This window comes from Bifidobacterium sp. ESL0819, assembly GCF_052606245.1.
Genome location: NZ_CP199587.1, coordinates 1,071,655 through 1,089,164, shown reverse-complemented (window position 1 = coordinate 1,089,164; position 17,510 = coordinate 1,071,655). Strand labels below are relative to the sequence as shown.

Annotated in this window: 10 protein-coding genes and 1 pseudogene; 1 reads left to right on the top strand and 10 read right to left on the bottom strand. The window is 62.3% G+C overall.

Translation table 11 applies throughout. The features are described from left to right. Positions 1-470: 470 nt before the first annotated feature. The 3 genes from ACUIAD_RS04580 to ACUIAD_RS04570 form a co-directional block, all read right to left on the bottom strand. The gene (locus ACUIAD_RS04580; protein ID WP_445342901.1) at positions 471-914 is read right to left on the bottom strand and encodes a hypothetical protein; all 444 of its coding nucleotides are present in this window, start codon (positions 912-914) and stop codon (positions 471-473) included. Then, positions 911-2,644 carry a serine/threonine protein kinase gene (locus tag ACUIAD_RS04575; protein WP_445342900.1) on the bottom strand — a complete coding sequence of 578 codons (1,734 nt, stop codon included), beginning with the start codon at positions 2,642-2,644 and terminating at the stop codon, positions 911-913. The genes ACUIAD_RS04580 and ACUIAD_RS04575 overlap by 4 nt, the downstream gene beginning before the upstream one ends. A 427-nt stretch (positions 2,645-3,071) precedes the next feature. Then, entirely contained in the window at positions 3,072-3,365 is a 294-nt protein-coding gene (locus ACUIAD_RS04570) for a WXG100 family type VII secretion target (protein WP_110451745.1), read from the bottom strand. A 225-nt stretch (positions 3,366-3,590) separates the two neighbouring features. Here ACUIAD_RS04570 and ACUIAD_RS04565 point away from each other — a divergent pair, with 225 nt between their 5' ends. Continuing rightward, positions 3,591-3,779: a hypothetical protein gene (locus ACUIAD_RS04565; RefSeq protein ID WP_445342899.1), complete on the top strand. Its 189-nt coding sequence runs from the start codon at positions 3,591-3,593 to the stop codon at positions 3,777-3,779. A 606-nt stretch (positions 3,780-4,385) separates the two neighbouring features. Here ACUIAD_RS04565 and ACUIAD_RS04560 read toward each other — a convergent pair. The 7 genes and pseudogenes from ACUIAD_RS04560 to ACUIAD_RS04530 all read right to left on the bottom strand — a co-directional run. After that, positions 4,386-4,919: pseudogene (locus ACUIAD_RS04560) on the bottom strand (MBL fold metallo-hydrolase); the annotation flags it as partial. After that, complete coding sequence (dapA, locus tag ACUIAD_RS04555; protein WP_110451744.1) at positions 4,920-5,825, bottom strand: 4-hydroxy-tetrahydrodipicolinate synthase; 906 nt, start codon at positions 5,823-5,825, stop codon at positions 4,920-4,922. Between the two features lie 40 nt (positions 5,826-5,865). After that, positions 5,866-6,603, bottom strand: coding sequence for a 4-hydroxy-tetrahydrodipicolinate reductase (gene dapB / locus ACUIAD_RS04550; RefSeq protein ID WP_110451743.1), 738 nt, complete (start codon positions 6,601-6,603; stop codon positions 5,866-5,868). A 27-nt stretch (positions 6,604-6,630) separates the two neighbouring features. Then, positions 6,631-7,941, bottom strand: coding sequence for an MFS transporter (locus ACUIAD_RS04545; protein WP_445342898.1), 1,311 nt, complete (start codon positions 7,939-7,941; stop codon positions 6,631-6,633). Then, positions 7,928-8,668 (bottom strand): GNAT family N-acetyltransferase, encoded by a 741-nt coding sequence (locus ACUIAD_RS04540; protein WP_445342897.1) that lies wholly within the window; start codon positions 8,666-8,668, stop codon positions 7,928-7,930. Before ACUIAD_RS04540 ends, ACUIAD_RS04545 begins: the two co-directional genes overlap by 14 nt. Positions 8,669-8,795: 127 nt before the next feature. Next, positions 8,796-12,836 carry a UvrD-helicase domain-containing protein gene (locus tag ACUIAD_RS04535; RefSeq protein ID WP_445342896.1) on the bottom strand — a complete coding sequence of 1,347 codons (4,041 nt, stop codon included), beginning with the start codon at positions 12,834-12,836 and terminating at the stop codon, positions 8,796-8,798. After that, positions 12,833-17,452 carry a PD-(D/E)XK nuclease family protein gene (locus ACUIAD_RS04530; protein WP_445342895.1) on the bottom strand — a complete coding sequence of 1,540 codons (4,620 nt, stop codon included), beginning with the start codon at positions 17,450-17,452 and terminating at the stop codon, positions 12,833-12,835. Before ACUIAD_RS04530 ends, ACUIAD_RS04535 begins: the two co-directional genes overlap by 4 nt. Between the last annotated feature and the right edge of the window lie 58 nt (positions 17,453-17,510).

Genomic DNA, 17,510 nt, shown 5'->3' with positions numbered 1-17,510 from the left:
TCAGCCGACAACTGTCCAACGAATATTCCTGACCACCTTGGGAGCTGTCCCCGCCATCGGTATATCTAAGCGTATAGGTCCGGGAAGGCCCTTGTCCGGGATCGTCGCTTTGCAGGACTGGACATGGTCCGCTGCCGGAGATGCCGATGCCTTCGATTGCCAGCGAGCCATCGCTTGAAGATTGCCAATCGACGCCATCCGCCGACCGCGGAGTGATGGTCATCGTAACAGAACGCGGCCCTGCGGCAATCCATGTTTTTCCGTCTGTAAGGTCATCTTCGGACTTCATCTGCCGATAAGTCATCGATACGGATATGCGATCCTTGGCGCTCTTCATCTCCGCCGCAGAGGCACGGGTGGGAAGCAACAGCTGCCATACGAGCAAGGCGAGACAAAACAGAACCGAAAAACTCATCATGCAGCAAAGGACCTTTATCGCCTTAGTGCTTTTTACGGGCTCCGCCATCGTGTCAAGACCTTTCTGCAAGCGTGGTTTGGGCCTCATCATCGCGAGCGCTGGTTTCGGCATGCCCATGGCCAATCAGAGAAGTCTGCTGCTCGTCATCATCAACCCCTGATGATTGCGCGCTCATTTGCCCGGATTCCGATGATGCATCGGCCGAATGCACCACGAATTCCACCGGATGCTGCTGGGAGGAGGCGAAATCCTGACTGTTCCCGATTCCCGGGTTGAAACCCAGATCGCCAGTCTGCTGTTGTGAGCCGACCATTGCCCATGTACCCGCCCTGGCTGTGCGCATCCGTTCAATTTCGGCAGCCTCGCTGCGGCCAGTGAGGGCATCCCGCACCTGGCGTATATGCAGGACCCTATAAAGCACAATCGCGGCAACCGCCAGAACCAGGGCAACCGCCAGAAATACCAAAGCCAGCATTCTCCAGGACCAGGCGTTCATTGCTTATCCCCCTTGATATCCACAAAGGCGTTGTCTATAGCGGCGCGAACCTGTTTTGAGGATTCATTGGCCTCATTTTTTCTCTCATCAAGCAAGGCAGTCGTAGGGGTTACCGAGGCGGCCAAGGATACGGACCGATCCGCCAAAGCGTTCATCTGATCCTTGCCAATGCCATCCGCCCTGAACTTCCTTGGAAAGATCTGCAAGGCGTCCAACGTCAGATTGGCGGCTTCCAATCGAATAACATCATTGCTCTCCTGGCGGGAAGCATCCAGCAATCGTTGCAAGCGCCTTGCATACGGCTTGTATCTGCCGGCATCCGATCCCTCATTGATGAGTGGGACGATTTGCGTGTTGAAATCCGCTATGCCTGCGTAGATATCCGCGAGTTCTGCCTTCTTGTAGTCCTTGCTCTTGGCTGCCTCGTGCATCCAGGGAGAGGCCGCCCTTATGCGTTCCATCCTCATTGATTCCTGATCCGTCATAGAGGAGCCTGAGGCTGTTCTGGCGTCTTCAGGCACCTTGAAGTAGTACCAATACAGCTTTCCTGTTTCAAAACACAGCCTCGACCAGTCCTCGGAATGCTTACGCAGGGAATTGCTGTGCTCGGTGATCACAGCATTGAATGTATGCTCCTCTTGTGGATCGAATGCACCGTCTGCCTTATACAAACTGATCAACCCGATATACGGGTCGACAGAGTCCGGTTTGATGGAGGCGGCATGGACAAAGTCGTTTTCGGCTCTAGCGCTGACCGTTGTCTGAGCGGCTTGATCCATCCAATAGCTGAAGTCGCCATTGCGCGTTCTATACGCCATGCCCAGCGAACATGCCGAAAGCGCAAAACAGACCGCTGAAGCGATTATGACAGCAAGGAACGCACGCCATTTTTTGGTGAGCGCTTGACGATGAACCTCATCAATCTCCCGGTAATGTCTCAATGCATAAGCCATCTGAGCACAGTTCTGGAATCTTGCCTCAGGGTTGGTCTGCGTCGCGACGGATATGATCTCTTCAAGGCCAGCAGACAAGGAGGGAACGATGTCCCGGATTGGTTTGAATGCTCCGGAACGCGGGCGCACGCCTGTCAGCAGGTTGTATAGTGTCGCGCCCAAAGCAAAAATGTCGGTGCGCTGATCCACGCGACCTGTTTCGCTGAATTGCTCGGGAGCACCGTAACCTTGCGTGCCCAGCTGCCTGTCGTCCCCGATCAGTGAGGACCGGTCATCATCCGCTCCCATTTCAATGGCAATGCCAAAATCTATCAGCTTGATGGCTCCGCTTGGGGTCACCATCACGTTCGATGGCTTCATGTCCCGGTAAATGATCGGAGGCTTCCGACTGTGCAGGTAGTGAAGCGCGTCACATAGCTGGATGCCCCAATCGACTACACGGTCTTCAGGCTGCGGCCCCTCGTTTTTCAGGATATCCGCGAGCGTCCGGCCCTCCACATAGTCCATGACGACATACAGCGTGCCATGGTCATCGATCAGATCAACAATCCGAGGGATAGACGGATGGTCCAAGCGCTTGATCATATTGGCTTCAACGGTGATGCTCTTGATGATCATGTCCCGCTTGACGGGATCGGTTACCTGCCTGATCTCCTTAACGGCCCATTGCTTGTTCAATGATGTATCCAGCGCAAGATAGACAGTGGACATTCCACCCTTGCCTATCTGCGTCAAGATACGATACCGCCCGCCGATTACCGTATTCTCAGCAACCACATCTCTCTCCAGTTTGAGCCATTGATCGACTTCGTTAAAGAAACCGCGTGTTCAGGGATCAGCCACAGTCCCGATCCCGACATCAATGCGGAATCAAGCCCCACTCCAATCCTCAACAAGGTTTCTGATTCCTGCGGAGAACGCTCGCACGCGAACATCGCAGTCCGGCAATCCAGGCTCGTTTATTCCGCTGGCAAGTACACATCCGACAGGCCGATTCTCATAGCACTACAACGAGCCACTGGAGAGAGACAGTTGCGGTTCCTTCTGATCATCGCTGACCAGAAGGAGCCGCAATGAGCCTAAACAGCTCCATTGCCTGCGATGGCGTGCCTTAAAGACAAGATGGCCAAAATACGCCTATACACGTCTTGAGCAACCATGCCGCAGACGTCTAAGGCACATATTTCCCTCGCAGACAGAAAACCTACTGCAAAGAACTGGCCAGCTGGCTATCCAGATCAGACAGTGACTGCTTGGTCTTGTTCAGGAAGTTCTCCATGCCGTCCAGACCATCGACGGTCTGCGTGGCTCCTTTGGTGAATTCCTCATAAGACTGCTGGAAAGCGCCGGAGGCGCGGTCCGTCACGAACCCGCTTGCGACAAGGGCATCAATCTTGCTCTTCAAGGCATTCAATTCGGAGACGAGGGTATCGTGCCCATTCTTCAGATCGCTGACAGCGCCGTCCAAATCACCATAAGTAACCGATACATTTGCCATAACATTTCCTCTCATAGGACGAATTAGCCGATATGAACCCGCAAAAACAATCAGCTGCCTCAACCAACAACAAGAAAAGCTTATCACAGACTGGGAATTTCGTCTATTCAAGCGAGCTGCCGAATCCACAAAATTGCAAATATATTAGTTTTATGGCACGACTGCCTTCGGGAGCCCGCGCCTGTATCGGTACCACATCTGCCGGGTTATCGGCATGTCCGCATTTTGCGCAGAGGAGCCACATCATCCGTCTACCTGCACGAGCAGGAGGCCCCTTCACGCCGGGTGGCCGTCAGGGCAAGCGTCTACGGCCATGATGCCCATGAGCTCTTCTTGAGTGAGGCCAACTTCCTGGCCGGGCTCTCGATCCCCTGGACTGCGCCCGAGATCCTGACCTGCCGTTCCGGAGGATAAGAGGCAAGCGATATACTCCCTGGGCCGCTCCCTCTTCGGCAAGTTGACCGGGCGGCCCACCTCCGAACATGGATACCGGGTAGCGAACCGAGGACCAGCTGGCCCAAAGCCATCATGCATCGCGAACTTCAACGCCTGCGCCAGGGCGAGGCTTCGTTGGAATTCAAACAAATCCTTGACAAGGCTATGGCAAGAGACAGGGGTGGCCGCTACTATACCGCTCTCGACTTCGGCCGGGCCATGCCGAGGCTGCAGGGAGATACGTATGGCATACGACGCCCTTCATCGGAGAGAGGGGGGTCGAGAAGACGATTCAGGCATCAATTCAAGTTTGAACAGTCTCAGGGAGGACATGGCCAATCGGGGCAGCGGCAGACCTTTCCGCAAGCCGGAATCCGCATGGCGGATCGGGCAGAAGACCGGCTTGGGCTGGCAGTGGCGCAACGGCGGGCCAGGATGCAGACGCGACCAGCGTGAGCAGCAGGGTGCGCCCGGCCATGCTGGCGGAAGCGGTGCTCTTGGCAGCGGCCTTGGCCGCACTGGCGCTGGGGCTCTTTGTTTTGCCTGATCGAGACGGCGCCAGGTCTGGAAGAGCCGTGACCGATGCGGGCAGCGGACCGTCGTCCAGCGTCCTGCAGGAGACCGATGCCGGTTGACGGCCACGAACTCCAGGCTGAAGGGGCCCACCTTGAGCTTGTCACGACCCTTGACCTCCACCTCCCTGGGCTTAAGATGATGCTCCTCGCACTTGGCATCAACAAACCCCAGAGTCAGCTTCGAGCCGATCAAAGGAATATCCGGACGCAGCCTCAGCAGATAAGGCACCCCGCCGATATGATCCTCATGCCCATGAGTCAGCACCAGAGCATCCACCCGATCCAGCTTATCCTTGATATAGCTGAAGTCAGGCAGAATCAGATCCACGCCCGGCTGCTCCTCCTCCGGAAACAGCACGCCGCAGTCAATCAGCAGAACATGACCGTTATACTCGATCACATTCATATTGCGGCCAATCTCACCCAGACCCCCCAGCGGGACAATACGCATGGAACCCTTACGATACTTCGGAGGAGCCACCAGACGCTGCTCAGCCTGAGTACCCTTACCACAGGCGATAGCGACGCTGCTTTCAGGAGTAATTCAGATCAGTCCGGCAGCCTTCATGCCCTTTCGGGCAAGAGCCACCTGATCCTCATCGGGACCCAGATTGGGCAGCCTCATGGCGGTCTGGTCCAATCTGCCGACCGCCTTCAGAGCAGCCTTGGCCATGACAGCCTGCTGACCCTGACCATTGAGAGCCTGGACCAGCGGGTCCAGACGTGCAGCCAAATCCCTTGCGCCATCCAGGTCGCCGGCATCGAATTCATCGGCCAGGCGCTTCATAGGTCCGGAGGCTACATGGGCGATAACCGATATGACGCCGACAGCACCCAAGGCCAGGAAGGGCATATAGAGGCTGTCGTCGCCTGAATACCAGGTCAGGCCGGTCTCCTGGCGCTTGCGAGGCATGGAGGCCAGGTCGCCTGTGGCATCCTTGACGGCTGTTATTCCGTCCAGCTCGGCCAGCCTCCGGTAGGTATCCAGTTCCACGTGCAGTCCGGTCCGTCCAGGCACATCGTAGAGAATGATCGGCCGCTGAGCCGACTGGCAGACCGAACGGAAGTGGGCCACTACCCCATCCTGGGAGGGCCGCGAATAGTAGGGCATGACCACCAGCAGGGCATCGGCCCCCGCCTCCTGGGTCATCTCCACCATGCGTACCGTGTGCGCCGTGTCATTGGAGCCTGCACCCGAAATGACCGGCACGTCGACGGCATCTTTGACGGCCCTGACCAGATTGGCCTTTTCCTCCATGTGGGTGACGGGAGACTCGCCTGTCGTGCCGTTGACCAGGATGCCGTCGGCCCCATCAGCCACCAAGGTGCGGGCCAGATCGGCGGCTGCCCCGTAATTCACGGATCCGTCTTTATTCATAGGCGTGATCATGGCGGGGATCACCCGTCCAAACGGGGCAGGGGGAAGCAGATGGGCACCAGTCTCAGTCATATCTTCACGCTCCTTCCATATGGGGACGATCCTGCGGATATCAGAACAAGTAGCGGTCCAGACCGACGCTCAGGCCGGGGATGCTACCGGCTCGGCGTACAGCCAGGAGGACTCCAGGCATGAATGAGACACGTTCGAAGCTGTCCGCGCGGATGGTCAGCTGCTCACCAGGGTTGCCCATGAGAATCTCCTCATGAGCATTGAGCCCGCGCAGGCGGACGGCATGGACATGAACACCGTCAACCACCCGGCCCCGGGAAGGATCAGGCTGTTGGGTCGCGTCGGGCATGGGGCCCATGCCAGCCTGACGGCGAGCCTTGGCAATAGCGGAAGCAGTACCCAGAGCCGTGCCGGAGGGGGCGTCAACCTTGTCGGGATGATGCAGCTCAACCACCTCGGCCGACTCGAAGTAGCGGGCAGCCATAGCTGCGAACCGGTCGGCCAGCACTGCGGAGATGGCGAAGTTGGGAGCGATGAAGACGCTGACTCCGGGATGCTCAGCAAGGGCCTGCCTGACCTGGTCCAGACGCTCCTTGGTCCAGCCAGTGGTGCCGATGACGGTGTGGACCCCCTGCCCTATCAGGGTCAAGGTGTTGCCCAGGACGGCATCGGGTCTGGTGAAGTCGACCGCCACATCCGTATTGCTCGGATTGATGGCAGCCGGATCATCATCCGGCCCCAGCAGCAGAGCCGTCTGCATATCCGGCGCGTCCTTCAGAGCACGCACCACCTCGGTTCCCATGCGACCGCCTGCGCCCAGCACCGATACGCGGATCATCGGCTGCCTCCTTCTTGGCTGTTCATTTCACTGCGTATTTTCGCCCTTTTCCACGACCATACCCCTTCTGCGGCTCCTGGCCCAGCCCAGCATGGCCAGAGGGACAGCGCAGCAGGTGACCACCGCCGGGATGGTCATGCCGCCGTGAGGCCCGAACTGATCCAAGGCGACTCCGGCCAGGGTGGATCCCAGGGAGGTGCCGATGGATCCGCCGGTGGACAGCCAGGAGAGCCCCTCGGTCAGGGCACGGGCATCCACGTTCTCGCGCACAATCAGGTTGCCGGTAGCAAAGATCGGGGAGACGCACAGGCCGGTCAGCACCTCGGCCAGGCCCAGCAGGACCAAGCTGTCCATGACCAGGCGGAAGACCACGTAGCCCAGGGTCAGCAGCACCAGGAAGGTCGTCAGATAGCGCCAGCGGGATCCTTTGAGCCTGACCGAGCCGAAGATCAGCGCCCCGCACAGGGAGCCCAAGGCGAACAGGGCCAGCTGCAGGCCCACAGCACCCTCGCGGCCCATGGACTTGGTCAGGGCGGTCACCGAGACGTCAACAGCCGAAAAGCTCATGTTGAAGATGACGAAAATCACGACCAGCAGGAGGATGCCCGGGTAGACCAGAGCCGAGCGAGAGCCCCGGAGGCCGTCGGTTTCGCTTGGCAGAACGGTTCCGTGGGCATCCACCGGGGAATGATCCGCTGCCGACTGGTCAACGGCCTCCATGCGAACGACGGCCGGAGGCTCGGTGGAACGCATGGCAAAGAAGGCCAGTCCGCCGACCAGCAGAGCCAGGGCGGGCAGGTAGAGCTGGGAGACCGGGCTGACCGAGGTGGCCAGGTAGGCGGAGAGAATGGGTCCAAGGATGAAGACGCACTCGTCCAGTCCCGACTCCAGGGCGTAGGCCGTGTTGAGCAGATTGGTCTTGTCATCGCGCAGCACCCAGGCCCAGCGGGTGCGCACCAGTGCTCCGAAGGCGAACTGGGTCAGACCCATCAGGGCCGCCAAGACGAAAAGCACTCCCAGGGGAACCCGGCGCATGGCCCCTATGGCGAACCCCAGAATGGCCAGAGCCTGCACAATCAGGGCGGTCACCCCAACCCGGCGCTGGCCGAACCGGTCGAACAGACGGGCGTAGAAGGGGGTGACCAGGGCCGCGCAGAGCGTGTAGACGGCACTCATCAGACCGGCCGAGGTCCAGTTGTCATAGATGTTGTTCAAGGCCAGCACAATGCCCAGACCCATCATGCCCAGGGGCAGGCGGGCCAGAACGGCCGAAAGGCAGAAACCAGCGGCGCCCGGGTAAGTGAACAGGCGCAGGAAGGGGGATTTAGCGGCCGCCATGATCACCGTCCTTGCCCAGCTGGTCGCTCACACGGTCGCCGTAGATAAAGATGTCGTCAATCCCCTCGAAGAACTGCGGGTCGTCGGAGGGATCGCGCCCGGCGAAGGCAGCATGGTCCCGCCCCTTGAGCTCGGCCAGCCGCTCCATTCCCTGATGGTCGTAGAAGCCCACGTCGCAGGAGGAGTCCGTATGCAGGTAGAAGCGATCAATGCCTGCCTGGTCCAGATGCTCCAGGGTGTCCCGCCATAGGGCGCCGCCCACGCCGCGCCCCCGGGCGCGGCTGGAGACCAGGAAGAGCCTCAGTTCAGCCTGGGGCGGGACGGCCAGACCGCACTGCTTCTCCAGCTTGACCTCGGTCAGCTGCCACTGGCGGGCCCGGTCCAGGGTCTGAGCGCCCAGCGGTGTGGCAGACAACTGCTGGTCCACCTGCTCAAGCTCCTCTTCGGCTTGGGGAAAGCACAGTTCGCCACGTCCCTCGGCCAACAGGGTTACTCCCAGAAAATCCCGCCCATCGACAGCTATCCGGGCCCTGGTGGCACCCACCAGGTAATGCAGGATGAAGTGGGCTGCGCTCAGCCGGGACACAGTCCCCTCGGAATCCTCCTGCACCTTCCAGGTGGCGTCAAAAGTCCCCACCAGGTCGGGCATATCCGCCCAGACCATGGGTCTGATCTGCACGCTCCCCCTCCTGCGGGAGGCATGGTCACGATTACTCGACGTTGTCATCTGTCTCATTGCTCCATTCGGGCGTACCGGCCCTACGACGGTCCGTGGCCATCTGCCGATCGCCTGCTGTTCATGATTGCTGATACGCGGCACCCATCGCCCTTATCTGGCGGGGTCTGCCGCAGACTCAGTCCTCGTCCGACTGCTCGGGTATGCCCTCGGCCAGGGATGCGAGAATTTCTTCTTCGGTCCTGGCACGGGCCCTGACGAGTCGATCCTGGGGCCGGTCTTCGCTTACATAATAAAGGCAGGCGTCGATGGTCGACAGGCCGATACCCTGCAAGCGTGACAGAAGCAGACGGTAGAAGTCCAGCTGGACCAGACGGCGGTTGGTCGACTCCTCTCCGTGCGGCCGGGATCCGGTCTTCCAGTCCACGATGGTGTAGCTGACATCCAGGCGATCCGGGTCAAGCCCCCCTGCGAAGACCGCGTCCAGCTTGCCCTTGACGATGGAGCCTGCCAGCACCGCCACGATCGGCCGTTCCACCCAGACGGGGGTGCGCTGTGCCCAGTCAGAATCAGCCAGCCGCTGCTCCCAGGTCAGCAGACGGGCCTGCACAGGATCGGCCTTGGAATCCAGGGATTCCCGCTCCCGATCAAGCCCGTCCAGCATGCGCGCCCGCTCAGCCATGGCCCCAGGCCCCAACGGACCATCGAGCATATTCGGCGCTTCCGCCTGATCGGGCAGGTCCACCAGTCCTTCAGGTGCGGAGATTTCAGGCAGGATGAAGCGCCTGGCCCAGTCGTGGAAGCGGGTGCCTGCCTCGGCCTTTGGGGTAGCCACCTGGGGCATGGGTCTGACCAGCCCCTGCCAGTAATCCCTCTCCATCTTGGGATCGCCCTCTGCCGAGCCGGCCTGGATGGCGGTGACGCTGCGGGCCCCGTGCCCCAGGATCCGACGGCCAGTGCTCCGCAATAGGTCCAGGTCCGTGAGCAGCTGATCGCCAGCGGCCCCCAAGCGACCCGTGCTGACCTGCAGGACGCGGACCGCATTGGCGTAGAGCCCGTCATCGCCCTCCTCAGGAATTGCGGGATTGCCCGTATCCCCGGCGCGCACCCAGGTAGCCGAACGGTCCAAGGCTTCACGGGTCCGCGCACTCAGAATCGGAGGCCAGAGCACCTGGTCACGCTTGCCGTCTCGGGCAGCGACCTGATCCACCTCTTCCAGGGCCCGGTCGACGATGGACTGGCGGTAGGACTGGGCCTGCTCACCGACAAAGAGCCCCAGGGGCGGCGTCGGCACGCCCTCCTGCGCGTCCTCTGAATGCTCCAGCTTGACAGCATCGGGCTCTTCCTGGAAGAGCTCCACCAGTTCGGTCCAGAAGTTGGAGGCCTTATCCGGGTCCGGAGCTGGCGTGTTCAAGGCCGCAGACTCCGCCTGAGCGTCCTGGCTGAAGGTCAGTAGCAGGTCATGCCGGGCCCTGGTCGAAGCCACATAGATCAGCCGCCGCTCGTCGTCCAGCAGCCGCCGTCCATACTGTTCGCGCTGAGAGGGGGCAATGGCATCGGCCCGGATCGGGTCGGCCTGGTCGTCCAACCCACTCTCCCGAGACAGGCCCATGGCCTCCTCCTCCAGGCCAGCCAGGTCCATCCGGCCCAACAGGTCTTCAGGGTCAGCTCCCAGGGGGGCGTTGTGAGGAAAGCGTGGCAGAATCATGGCATCAGCCCGCACCGGCACCGGCACGGACTGGGGATCGACCAGCCAGGTACGGGCCGTGCAGTTGTACTGGTAGACCGGGCCGTCCGGAGATTGGACCACCGGCTGGTCCAAGGCGGGCTTGACGGTGAGCCGATCGCCTTGGCTGCTGGGAAAGGCTCCCCGTTTGAGCCCGACCACCGCCACGGCATCCCACTCCAGACCCTTGGCCTGGTGGACGGTCATCAGGGTCACGTCGGCCTGTCGTTCGTCTCCGTCAGTGGGCAGTTCGGGACTCTGATCCAGAGAGGACAGCCAGGAGACGAACCCGCGCAGACTGGGCCCTAGGCCCTGGGGCAGCTCGGACAGGTAGACATCCACCTGGTCCAGCAGGGCCTGGATGCCCGCCTTGGCCTGGCTGGGCTCCAGAGGTCGTTCAGGATTGGCCAGAGAACGGGCCAGCACCAGGTCCACGTCCAAGTCCAGGGCACGGATGGCCGCGATGACCACCTGGCGCAGGGGGGCCGAGGATTCAGCCTGGACCTGGCAGATGACCCGGGCGGCCTCGGCGGCTAGGATCCGTCCCCTGGCGGACAGACCTGAGCTCTTCAAGAGCTCTGGCAGGTCATCGCGCAAAAGCAGGTCCACCAGGAAGACGTCGTTGGGGACCTGGTCACGGTAGCGGTGCAAATCCTCGCGACGACGACGCGGATCGGGGTCGGACTCAACCAGGCCGGCACGGACAAGAGCCCGGTACTGGCTGTCCTCATTGACCCCTGCCGCCAGGGAGGCCAGAGCGCTCAGGTCGGCCGCGTCCATGCCGAACCGAGCCGAGGCCAGCAGACGCATCAGGGAATCGCTGTCGGTATGGTCGCAGATCAGGGAGAGCAGAGCCCGCAGATCCATGACCTCGGGCCGGTCGAAGAGGGAGGAGTACCCGACGACCTGACAGCTCAGCCCTGCAGCCTCGAGAGCCTGGCGGTACCTGGGAAGGGCTGCCTTGGAACGGAAGAGAACAGCTACATGCGGTGCATCGCCCTGATCGCCATAGAGCTCGCGGGCCCTGAGGGCGAACCTGACCACGCCGTCGATCTCCTGGCCGCCGGTGCTGTAGCCCAAGAGGCCAACGGTGCCCGGGTCGGCGTCCTCACGTGGACGGAGCCTGGCCACGTCCACCTCGCGCAGTTCCGCTTCAGACCGGCTCTCCTGGCCCCGATGGCGCAAGGGGACGGTCAGCTGGTTGGCGGCCTTGAGCACCCAGCTGGAGTTGCGGAAGGTGCGCGACAGCGTCAGCGGGTCCTGATCCTGCGAGCGCCCAAAGGCGGTTACGCCAGACAGGGAACCGCTGTCGGAGGCAGGTCGGTCGGCCAGCATGCCGAACTGGGCCTGGAAGGTGCGGAAGGCTCCGGGGCTGGCTCCACGCCAGGCATAGATGGACTGGAAGGGGTCGCCCACGGCGGTCACGGCCGACCTGCCAGGAGCCTGATCCACACTCCCCTGTTTCTCTCTAAGGCGCTGCGGATGGAAGATGGCCGCCAGGAGCAGGGCCTGGGTAGTGGAGGTGTCCTGGTATTCGTCCAGAAAGACGTGGCTGTAGCGGCGTCGCAGCTGGGCACTGATGGAGGGGAAACGGTCGACCAGCTGGAAGGCAGCCAGGGTGAAGTCGCCGAACTCGGCCATATTGGCCTGGCGCTTGGCCCGCTGGTAGTCCTGGACCAGAGTCAGCAGCTTCTCGCGCGTCAGAGCGGCCCGTCGCATGGCATCCACCCGGTAGAGGCGAATGCTCTGCCGTTTATCTTGGAAGGCCTTGATTTTGCCCTGGAAGTGCTCGTCAGTCTCCTTCTTGCTGCGCTTGGGCGGCGTCTCGCTGACTCTGGGCTCGGCATTCGGCACGGGCTGGTCGCCGATCAGCTGGTCGGCTCGATCCACAAAGGCACGGTCCCAGGCACGAATGCGCTCCACAGCCTGGTCGAAATCCGGGCACTCGCTGCTGATCATGGAGGTGGTCACCGCCCCGGTCAGCCCCAGAACCCGGTTGACGGTGGTCGAGAAGGTTGAGGAGCCCAGATCGTCGGATTGGCCATCCTGTGCTGAGGCACCGGCAGGAAAGATCAGATCCAGATGGTCGGCGACCACCTGTGAGGCCAGCTGGTAGGCCCCTGCCGAACTCAGCGGACGAGTGTCCTGGTCCATGCCCACCAGCAGGCCGTACTGGCGCACGATGGACTGGAAGAAGGCGTCATAGGTGGACACGGTCGGCTTGAGGAAGCTGCGTTCAGGGTCCACGGCCGAGGCGCCTCTGCCCTGGTCGCGTCGGATGACCGCCGCCCCCACCCTGGACTGGAGTTCGGATGCGGCCTTGCGGGTGAAGGTCAATCCCAGAATCTGCTCGGAGGGCACCCCCCGGCGGATCAGGGCGATGATCCGGCTGGTCATGGTCATGGTCTTGCCCGAGCCGGCGCCGGCCACCACCAGAAGATCCTCGTTGACATCCGCATTGACGATGGCGGACTGTTCGGCAGTCTGCTTCATTCCTGATCCTCCAGTAGATTGGGCGCCACCAGCTGCCATGCCTGACATGCCTGCCCATTGCCGGCCCGATGGCAACGGGCAGGGTCGAAGACCGCATCATCCCGGCCAGCCGTCAGCTTGACCCCGGCAGCGAAGAAGATCCTGGCTATCATGGTCAGCCCCCATACAGCCTGGGAGGAGTTCCGCGCGGCTCGGATCATGGCCCACAGGTCCGCATCCACCCCAGGCGGAACCTGTTCGGACAGATCGGCGGGCTCGGCCTTGGACTCGAGCGGGGAGGGCATGCCGGTTCTGGGCTGAGCGATAGTGACTAGCCTGTCACGCTCGAACAGCGGCGGCTGGTAGGCCATCTCCTCCCGGCGCAGTCCCGTTTGAGCGTTCTTGGGCGGGAACTGCAGCTGCAAGAGCAGAGACTGGCTCAGCTTCATTCCCTCGGTCCTGTCCAGATCAGGGGCCTGGGGCAGGCTCCAGGCCGCACCCGCCTCCGGGCTGCTGCCAGGCGTGGGCGGGAAGGCCAGTCCCAGCTGATAGCAGATCAGCTGCAGATCGTTGAAGAGCTGACCCTGGGTATAGGAGACTCTGCCGGTCTTGTAGTCCACCAGACGCAGACGGATGCCCTCGGGCAGGGACCTGACCTCCAGACGGTCGATGCGGCCGGTCAACCTGACCGTCGTCCCGGCATCCAGAGCTGCGGGAAAGCCGTCGACCAGGCCGGACATCAGGGCGAAAAGCCCGTCGGCATCAAGAGGTCTGTCCGGGAAGGTGGCCCGCCAAAGAGGAACCAGGTTCTCCACGGACAGGCTGACGTCAAAGGAGCGTTCGCTCTGCACGCCTAGCAGATCGCCGACCGGGACCGGGTTCTTGCCTTCCAGGCCGTATTCGGACGTCGAGGAGCGGACGAAATAAGAGGCTAGGCTGTCCAGAATGGATTCCACCCGGCTGCTGCGGCCGCGCTGGTCATAGAGCTCGTCAGGGTCCCGCAGGCGCTGTTCCTGGGGAGCCAGCTGCTGATAAATGTCCAGGAGCGCATCTCGCACCTGCTGCTGGCGAACATCCGGGTTGCCTTCGCTAGGACGGTCCAGACCCTGGGCTGTGCCCTCGCTGGCCACCTTGTGGATCAGCGAGCCGAACTCAGTGGGCACCCTGGAAGGAGAGGGTCCGGAGAACTGATCTGCTAGAGCCCACTCCAGGGGACAGTTCCAGATGGCATCAACAGCCGACGGCGAGAGTAGGACCACCTGGCGGTCGGACCGGTGCTCATGGCGCTGGTCACGCTCGTGTGTTCGAACTGCCTGGGTGGCTTGATTGACGGAAGCATGTGCTGAACGAGGGGCACGGTCTCCTTCAGTGATCGATGCGACACCTGTGGCAGCGGCCACGGCTCTTGATCCGGCGTCCTGTTCAAGCGAAACCACGTCATCCGGGTCTTGCTCAACTGCGGAGTGCTCATCTGGGGCATGCTCATTCGAGGCCGGCTCAGCGGCACCCTCATGATCATGGTCATAGAAGAATGGCCAATGTCGGGGATCAGCCGAATCCTGGCCCTGTTCCGCCAGCAGCCGCAGGGTTTGCACAGCATCATCCACTCGCTCACGGTCGATCCGATCCTCCGGAAGCAGCGCTTGGATAGCCAGGATAGAACGGGCAGCCGCCGTCAGGCCTCTGGCAGACGCTTCCAGTCCCCCGTAGCGCTCACTGTCGCCTGAGCCAGCGCCAACCATGCTGAACTCGGCCTGGCTCATGTCGGCGGTGCGCGGATAGCGTTCAGGCAGATAGCCGTAGAGAAAGTCCGAAGGAACCAGATCGTCGTTCCAGACCGCGCTGATACGCACCTGAGTCCGGGCCCGGGTCAGCGCCTCCAGAAAACCCTTCTTCTCAGCGTAGAGAATGGAACGCAAGGCAGGATCATGGCTGAGCGTATCCGCCAGGGGGTCGCCGATGCGATCATGCAGGACCAGGTCAGCCAGCTCCTCGGCTCCGAACATGGTGTCGCGGGGAATCAGATTCGGCCAGACCCCGTCCTGGACGGCGGGCAGCCAGACCAGGGGCCAGTCGGCGGCAAGGGCGGCAGCGCCGGCAGGTGTGGTCAGGGTGACGGCATGCTCAATGGGCCCAATCCGCGCCAGGGAGTCGGCCTCGATCTGCATGGTGCGCACCTGGTCCATGAAGGCATCGACCGTGGGGAAACGACGGGACCCAGCCGCGTACTGGAAAAGCCGCATGAGCGCGTCCAGGCGGTCGTTGGCCTCCTCGCCCTCCTGGGTGGCCATCAGGGCCCGCCGCTGCCAGTCGTCAGCCAGATCCAGACTTCGCCAGGCCTCCCAGAGCACATATTGGGGCTGACGGTCCTCCAGGGCGCCGATGCGGGTGGCCGTCAGACGCAGGACCTGCAGGGCCTTGTCCAGGACCAGTACGTCAGGATCCTCCTTGCGCCCTCCGGCGATAGCGGTCATCGCTTCCAGAATGATCCCCGAGGATCGGCCATCCGGGTCCAGAACCAGCAGGGTCTCCAGGGCCTGAACCGACAGGATGGCCGGGCGTGGAGCATGCCGGTCGCCCAGATCCGCCGGCTGGTCGGGGGCCGACGCATTGGAGAAGGAGCCTGATTTGCCTCCCTGCTCAGAGGAGTCGTGCTTGGCCAAGAGGGAATCGTCGACGCTGATGCCGGATGAACGGTCCCGCTGAACCCGCCGTTGGTCCAGGTCCTCGACCCAGGTCTGCCAGACCTGCTGCAGGAGCGGCAGATCGTCCAAGGAGCCCGATGAGTCCGTCTCGCTCCCCTGCTGTGCGGACAGGGGTATCGGCATGCAAGGTCCCTGCGATTGCCGTAGCTCTCTCCCCTGCTGTGCGGACAGGGGGACCAATGCGGCCATGGTCTCCATGATGGACTCCAAACGCTCCATCCTGACAGGGCGCTCTGCACGAGCGGCAGTGGCGGGAACACGAAAAAGGGGGCTGGCCATCAGGGTGCGCAGGCGCGAACGGATCCAGGCAGCCACCTGGGCAGGATCGTCCGGGTCGCTTCCGGCGACGGGGTCCAGTACCGATTGGGCCAGCTCGACCAGGGCGAAGAGACCCTGGATGGCAGGCTCCTGGCTGAGCGGACGAGTCACTGAGGAAAAGCGCACCGGCACGCCCTGAACGCGCAGCTTGCGACCCAGGGTGCGCAGGGTCGCATTGTCGTGGGCGATGACGGCCATGTCGTTCCAGTCGTGCTTGTCGGTCAGGAACTCATGCTTGATCTGCCAGACCAGATCATCATCCTCCTGGTCAGGGGTGTGGAAGAGCCTGGTCTGCACGCTGCCGTCACGGATCAGACTGCCGCCAGCAGCCAGGGATGCCACCGGCCCGGCGCCGGGCCAGGCGGGCAGCTTGCCGGGTCTGTCAGGCAGGGGGGTGTCGTCCTCCTCAACCCCGGCGATGCCCAGACTGACCCTCGCAGCCACCAGATCGGCATAGGAGCCGGGAGCTGCTGGATCTGAACCCTGACTGTCTCCGGTCTGGTCTGCGGACGCTTCCGTCACCACCATCCTCCGAGGTTTCAGGGTCACGGTGGCGGCGCCCAGGCAGGCAAAGTCCTGGGCCAGAAGAGGGGCGGCGGCACCTGACATGGGCTTGGACAGGGCCGTCAGACGATTGGCCAGAAATTCCGGGTAGGAGCCGCGGAAGGACTGGACCGACTGGTCGGGATTGCCTACCAGAAGGAGTCGGCAGCCAGCCTGGTTCAAACCCTGCAGCAGTCCCATACCGGCCAGGGTGATGTCCTGCCAGTCATCCACGACCAGCAGGTCGGGCAGATCCTCACCAGCCAGGCCGTCCAGGCTGCGGGAGGCTTCAGCCATAAGCATGGAGGGATCCAGGCGGAATTCGTCCGGGTAGCTCTTGGTGATGCTCTGACGGTATTCATCCTCCAGGGCAAAGGCCAGCCGCCACTGCAGACCCAGCCGGTCGCGGCGGTCGGGATCCATGGGCTGGACGGCCAAGGCGTCCAGAAGCTGATCCCGATCTCCGCTGTCCAGGCCTAATTCCGTCATGCGGGCGAACATATCCCGTAGTTGGGCGATGAATCTGTCAGCAACCCCTACGACCCGTCCCTGACCATCGCCGACCAGGACGGCCGACCAGCCTGCCCCGTTGCGGAAATATCGCTCCAGAAGCCGACAGACCGGGCAGTCGTCACCCGCCTGCACATGCTCCAGATGGACGGTCATGACCTGCCGAAGCAGGGCATCCTCCTCAGCGCCGTTGAGCAGTCGGGGCAGAAGCGGATCATGTCCGCCCTGGGATAGCCGGGACCGCGTCAGCAGACGGAAAGCCAGGGCCTGCAAGGTGCCCACAGGTCGAGTTCGGTCGGACCTGCCCCGCTCCATAATGACCCTGTGGCTGACCTGATCGGCCGCAGTCCGACCTGATACAGCCATGCTCGCACCATCGCCGAACCTTTCCATACCGATCAGCAGGGCACGGGTGGCCAGACTGGTCTTGCCGCTGCGGGGGGAACCAGCCACCACCAGGGCCCTGGTGGGCCGACCTTCCTTATTCCGGAGCCGATCGCCGATAAGGTCGCGCACCTGTTCCATGGCCTCTTGCGGATCCACCGGCGACTGCTTGCTCATAGCTTCAAGAATAAGGTCCGGCATGGTCCATCTACAGGCCCCGAAGACCACTGGTCCG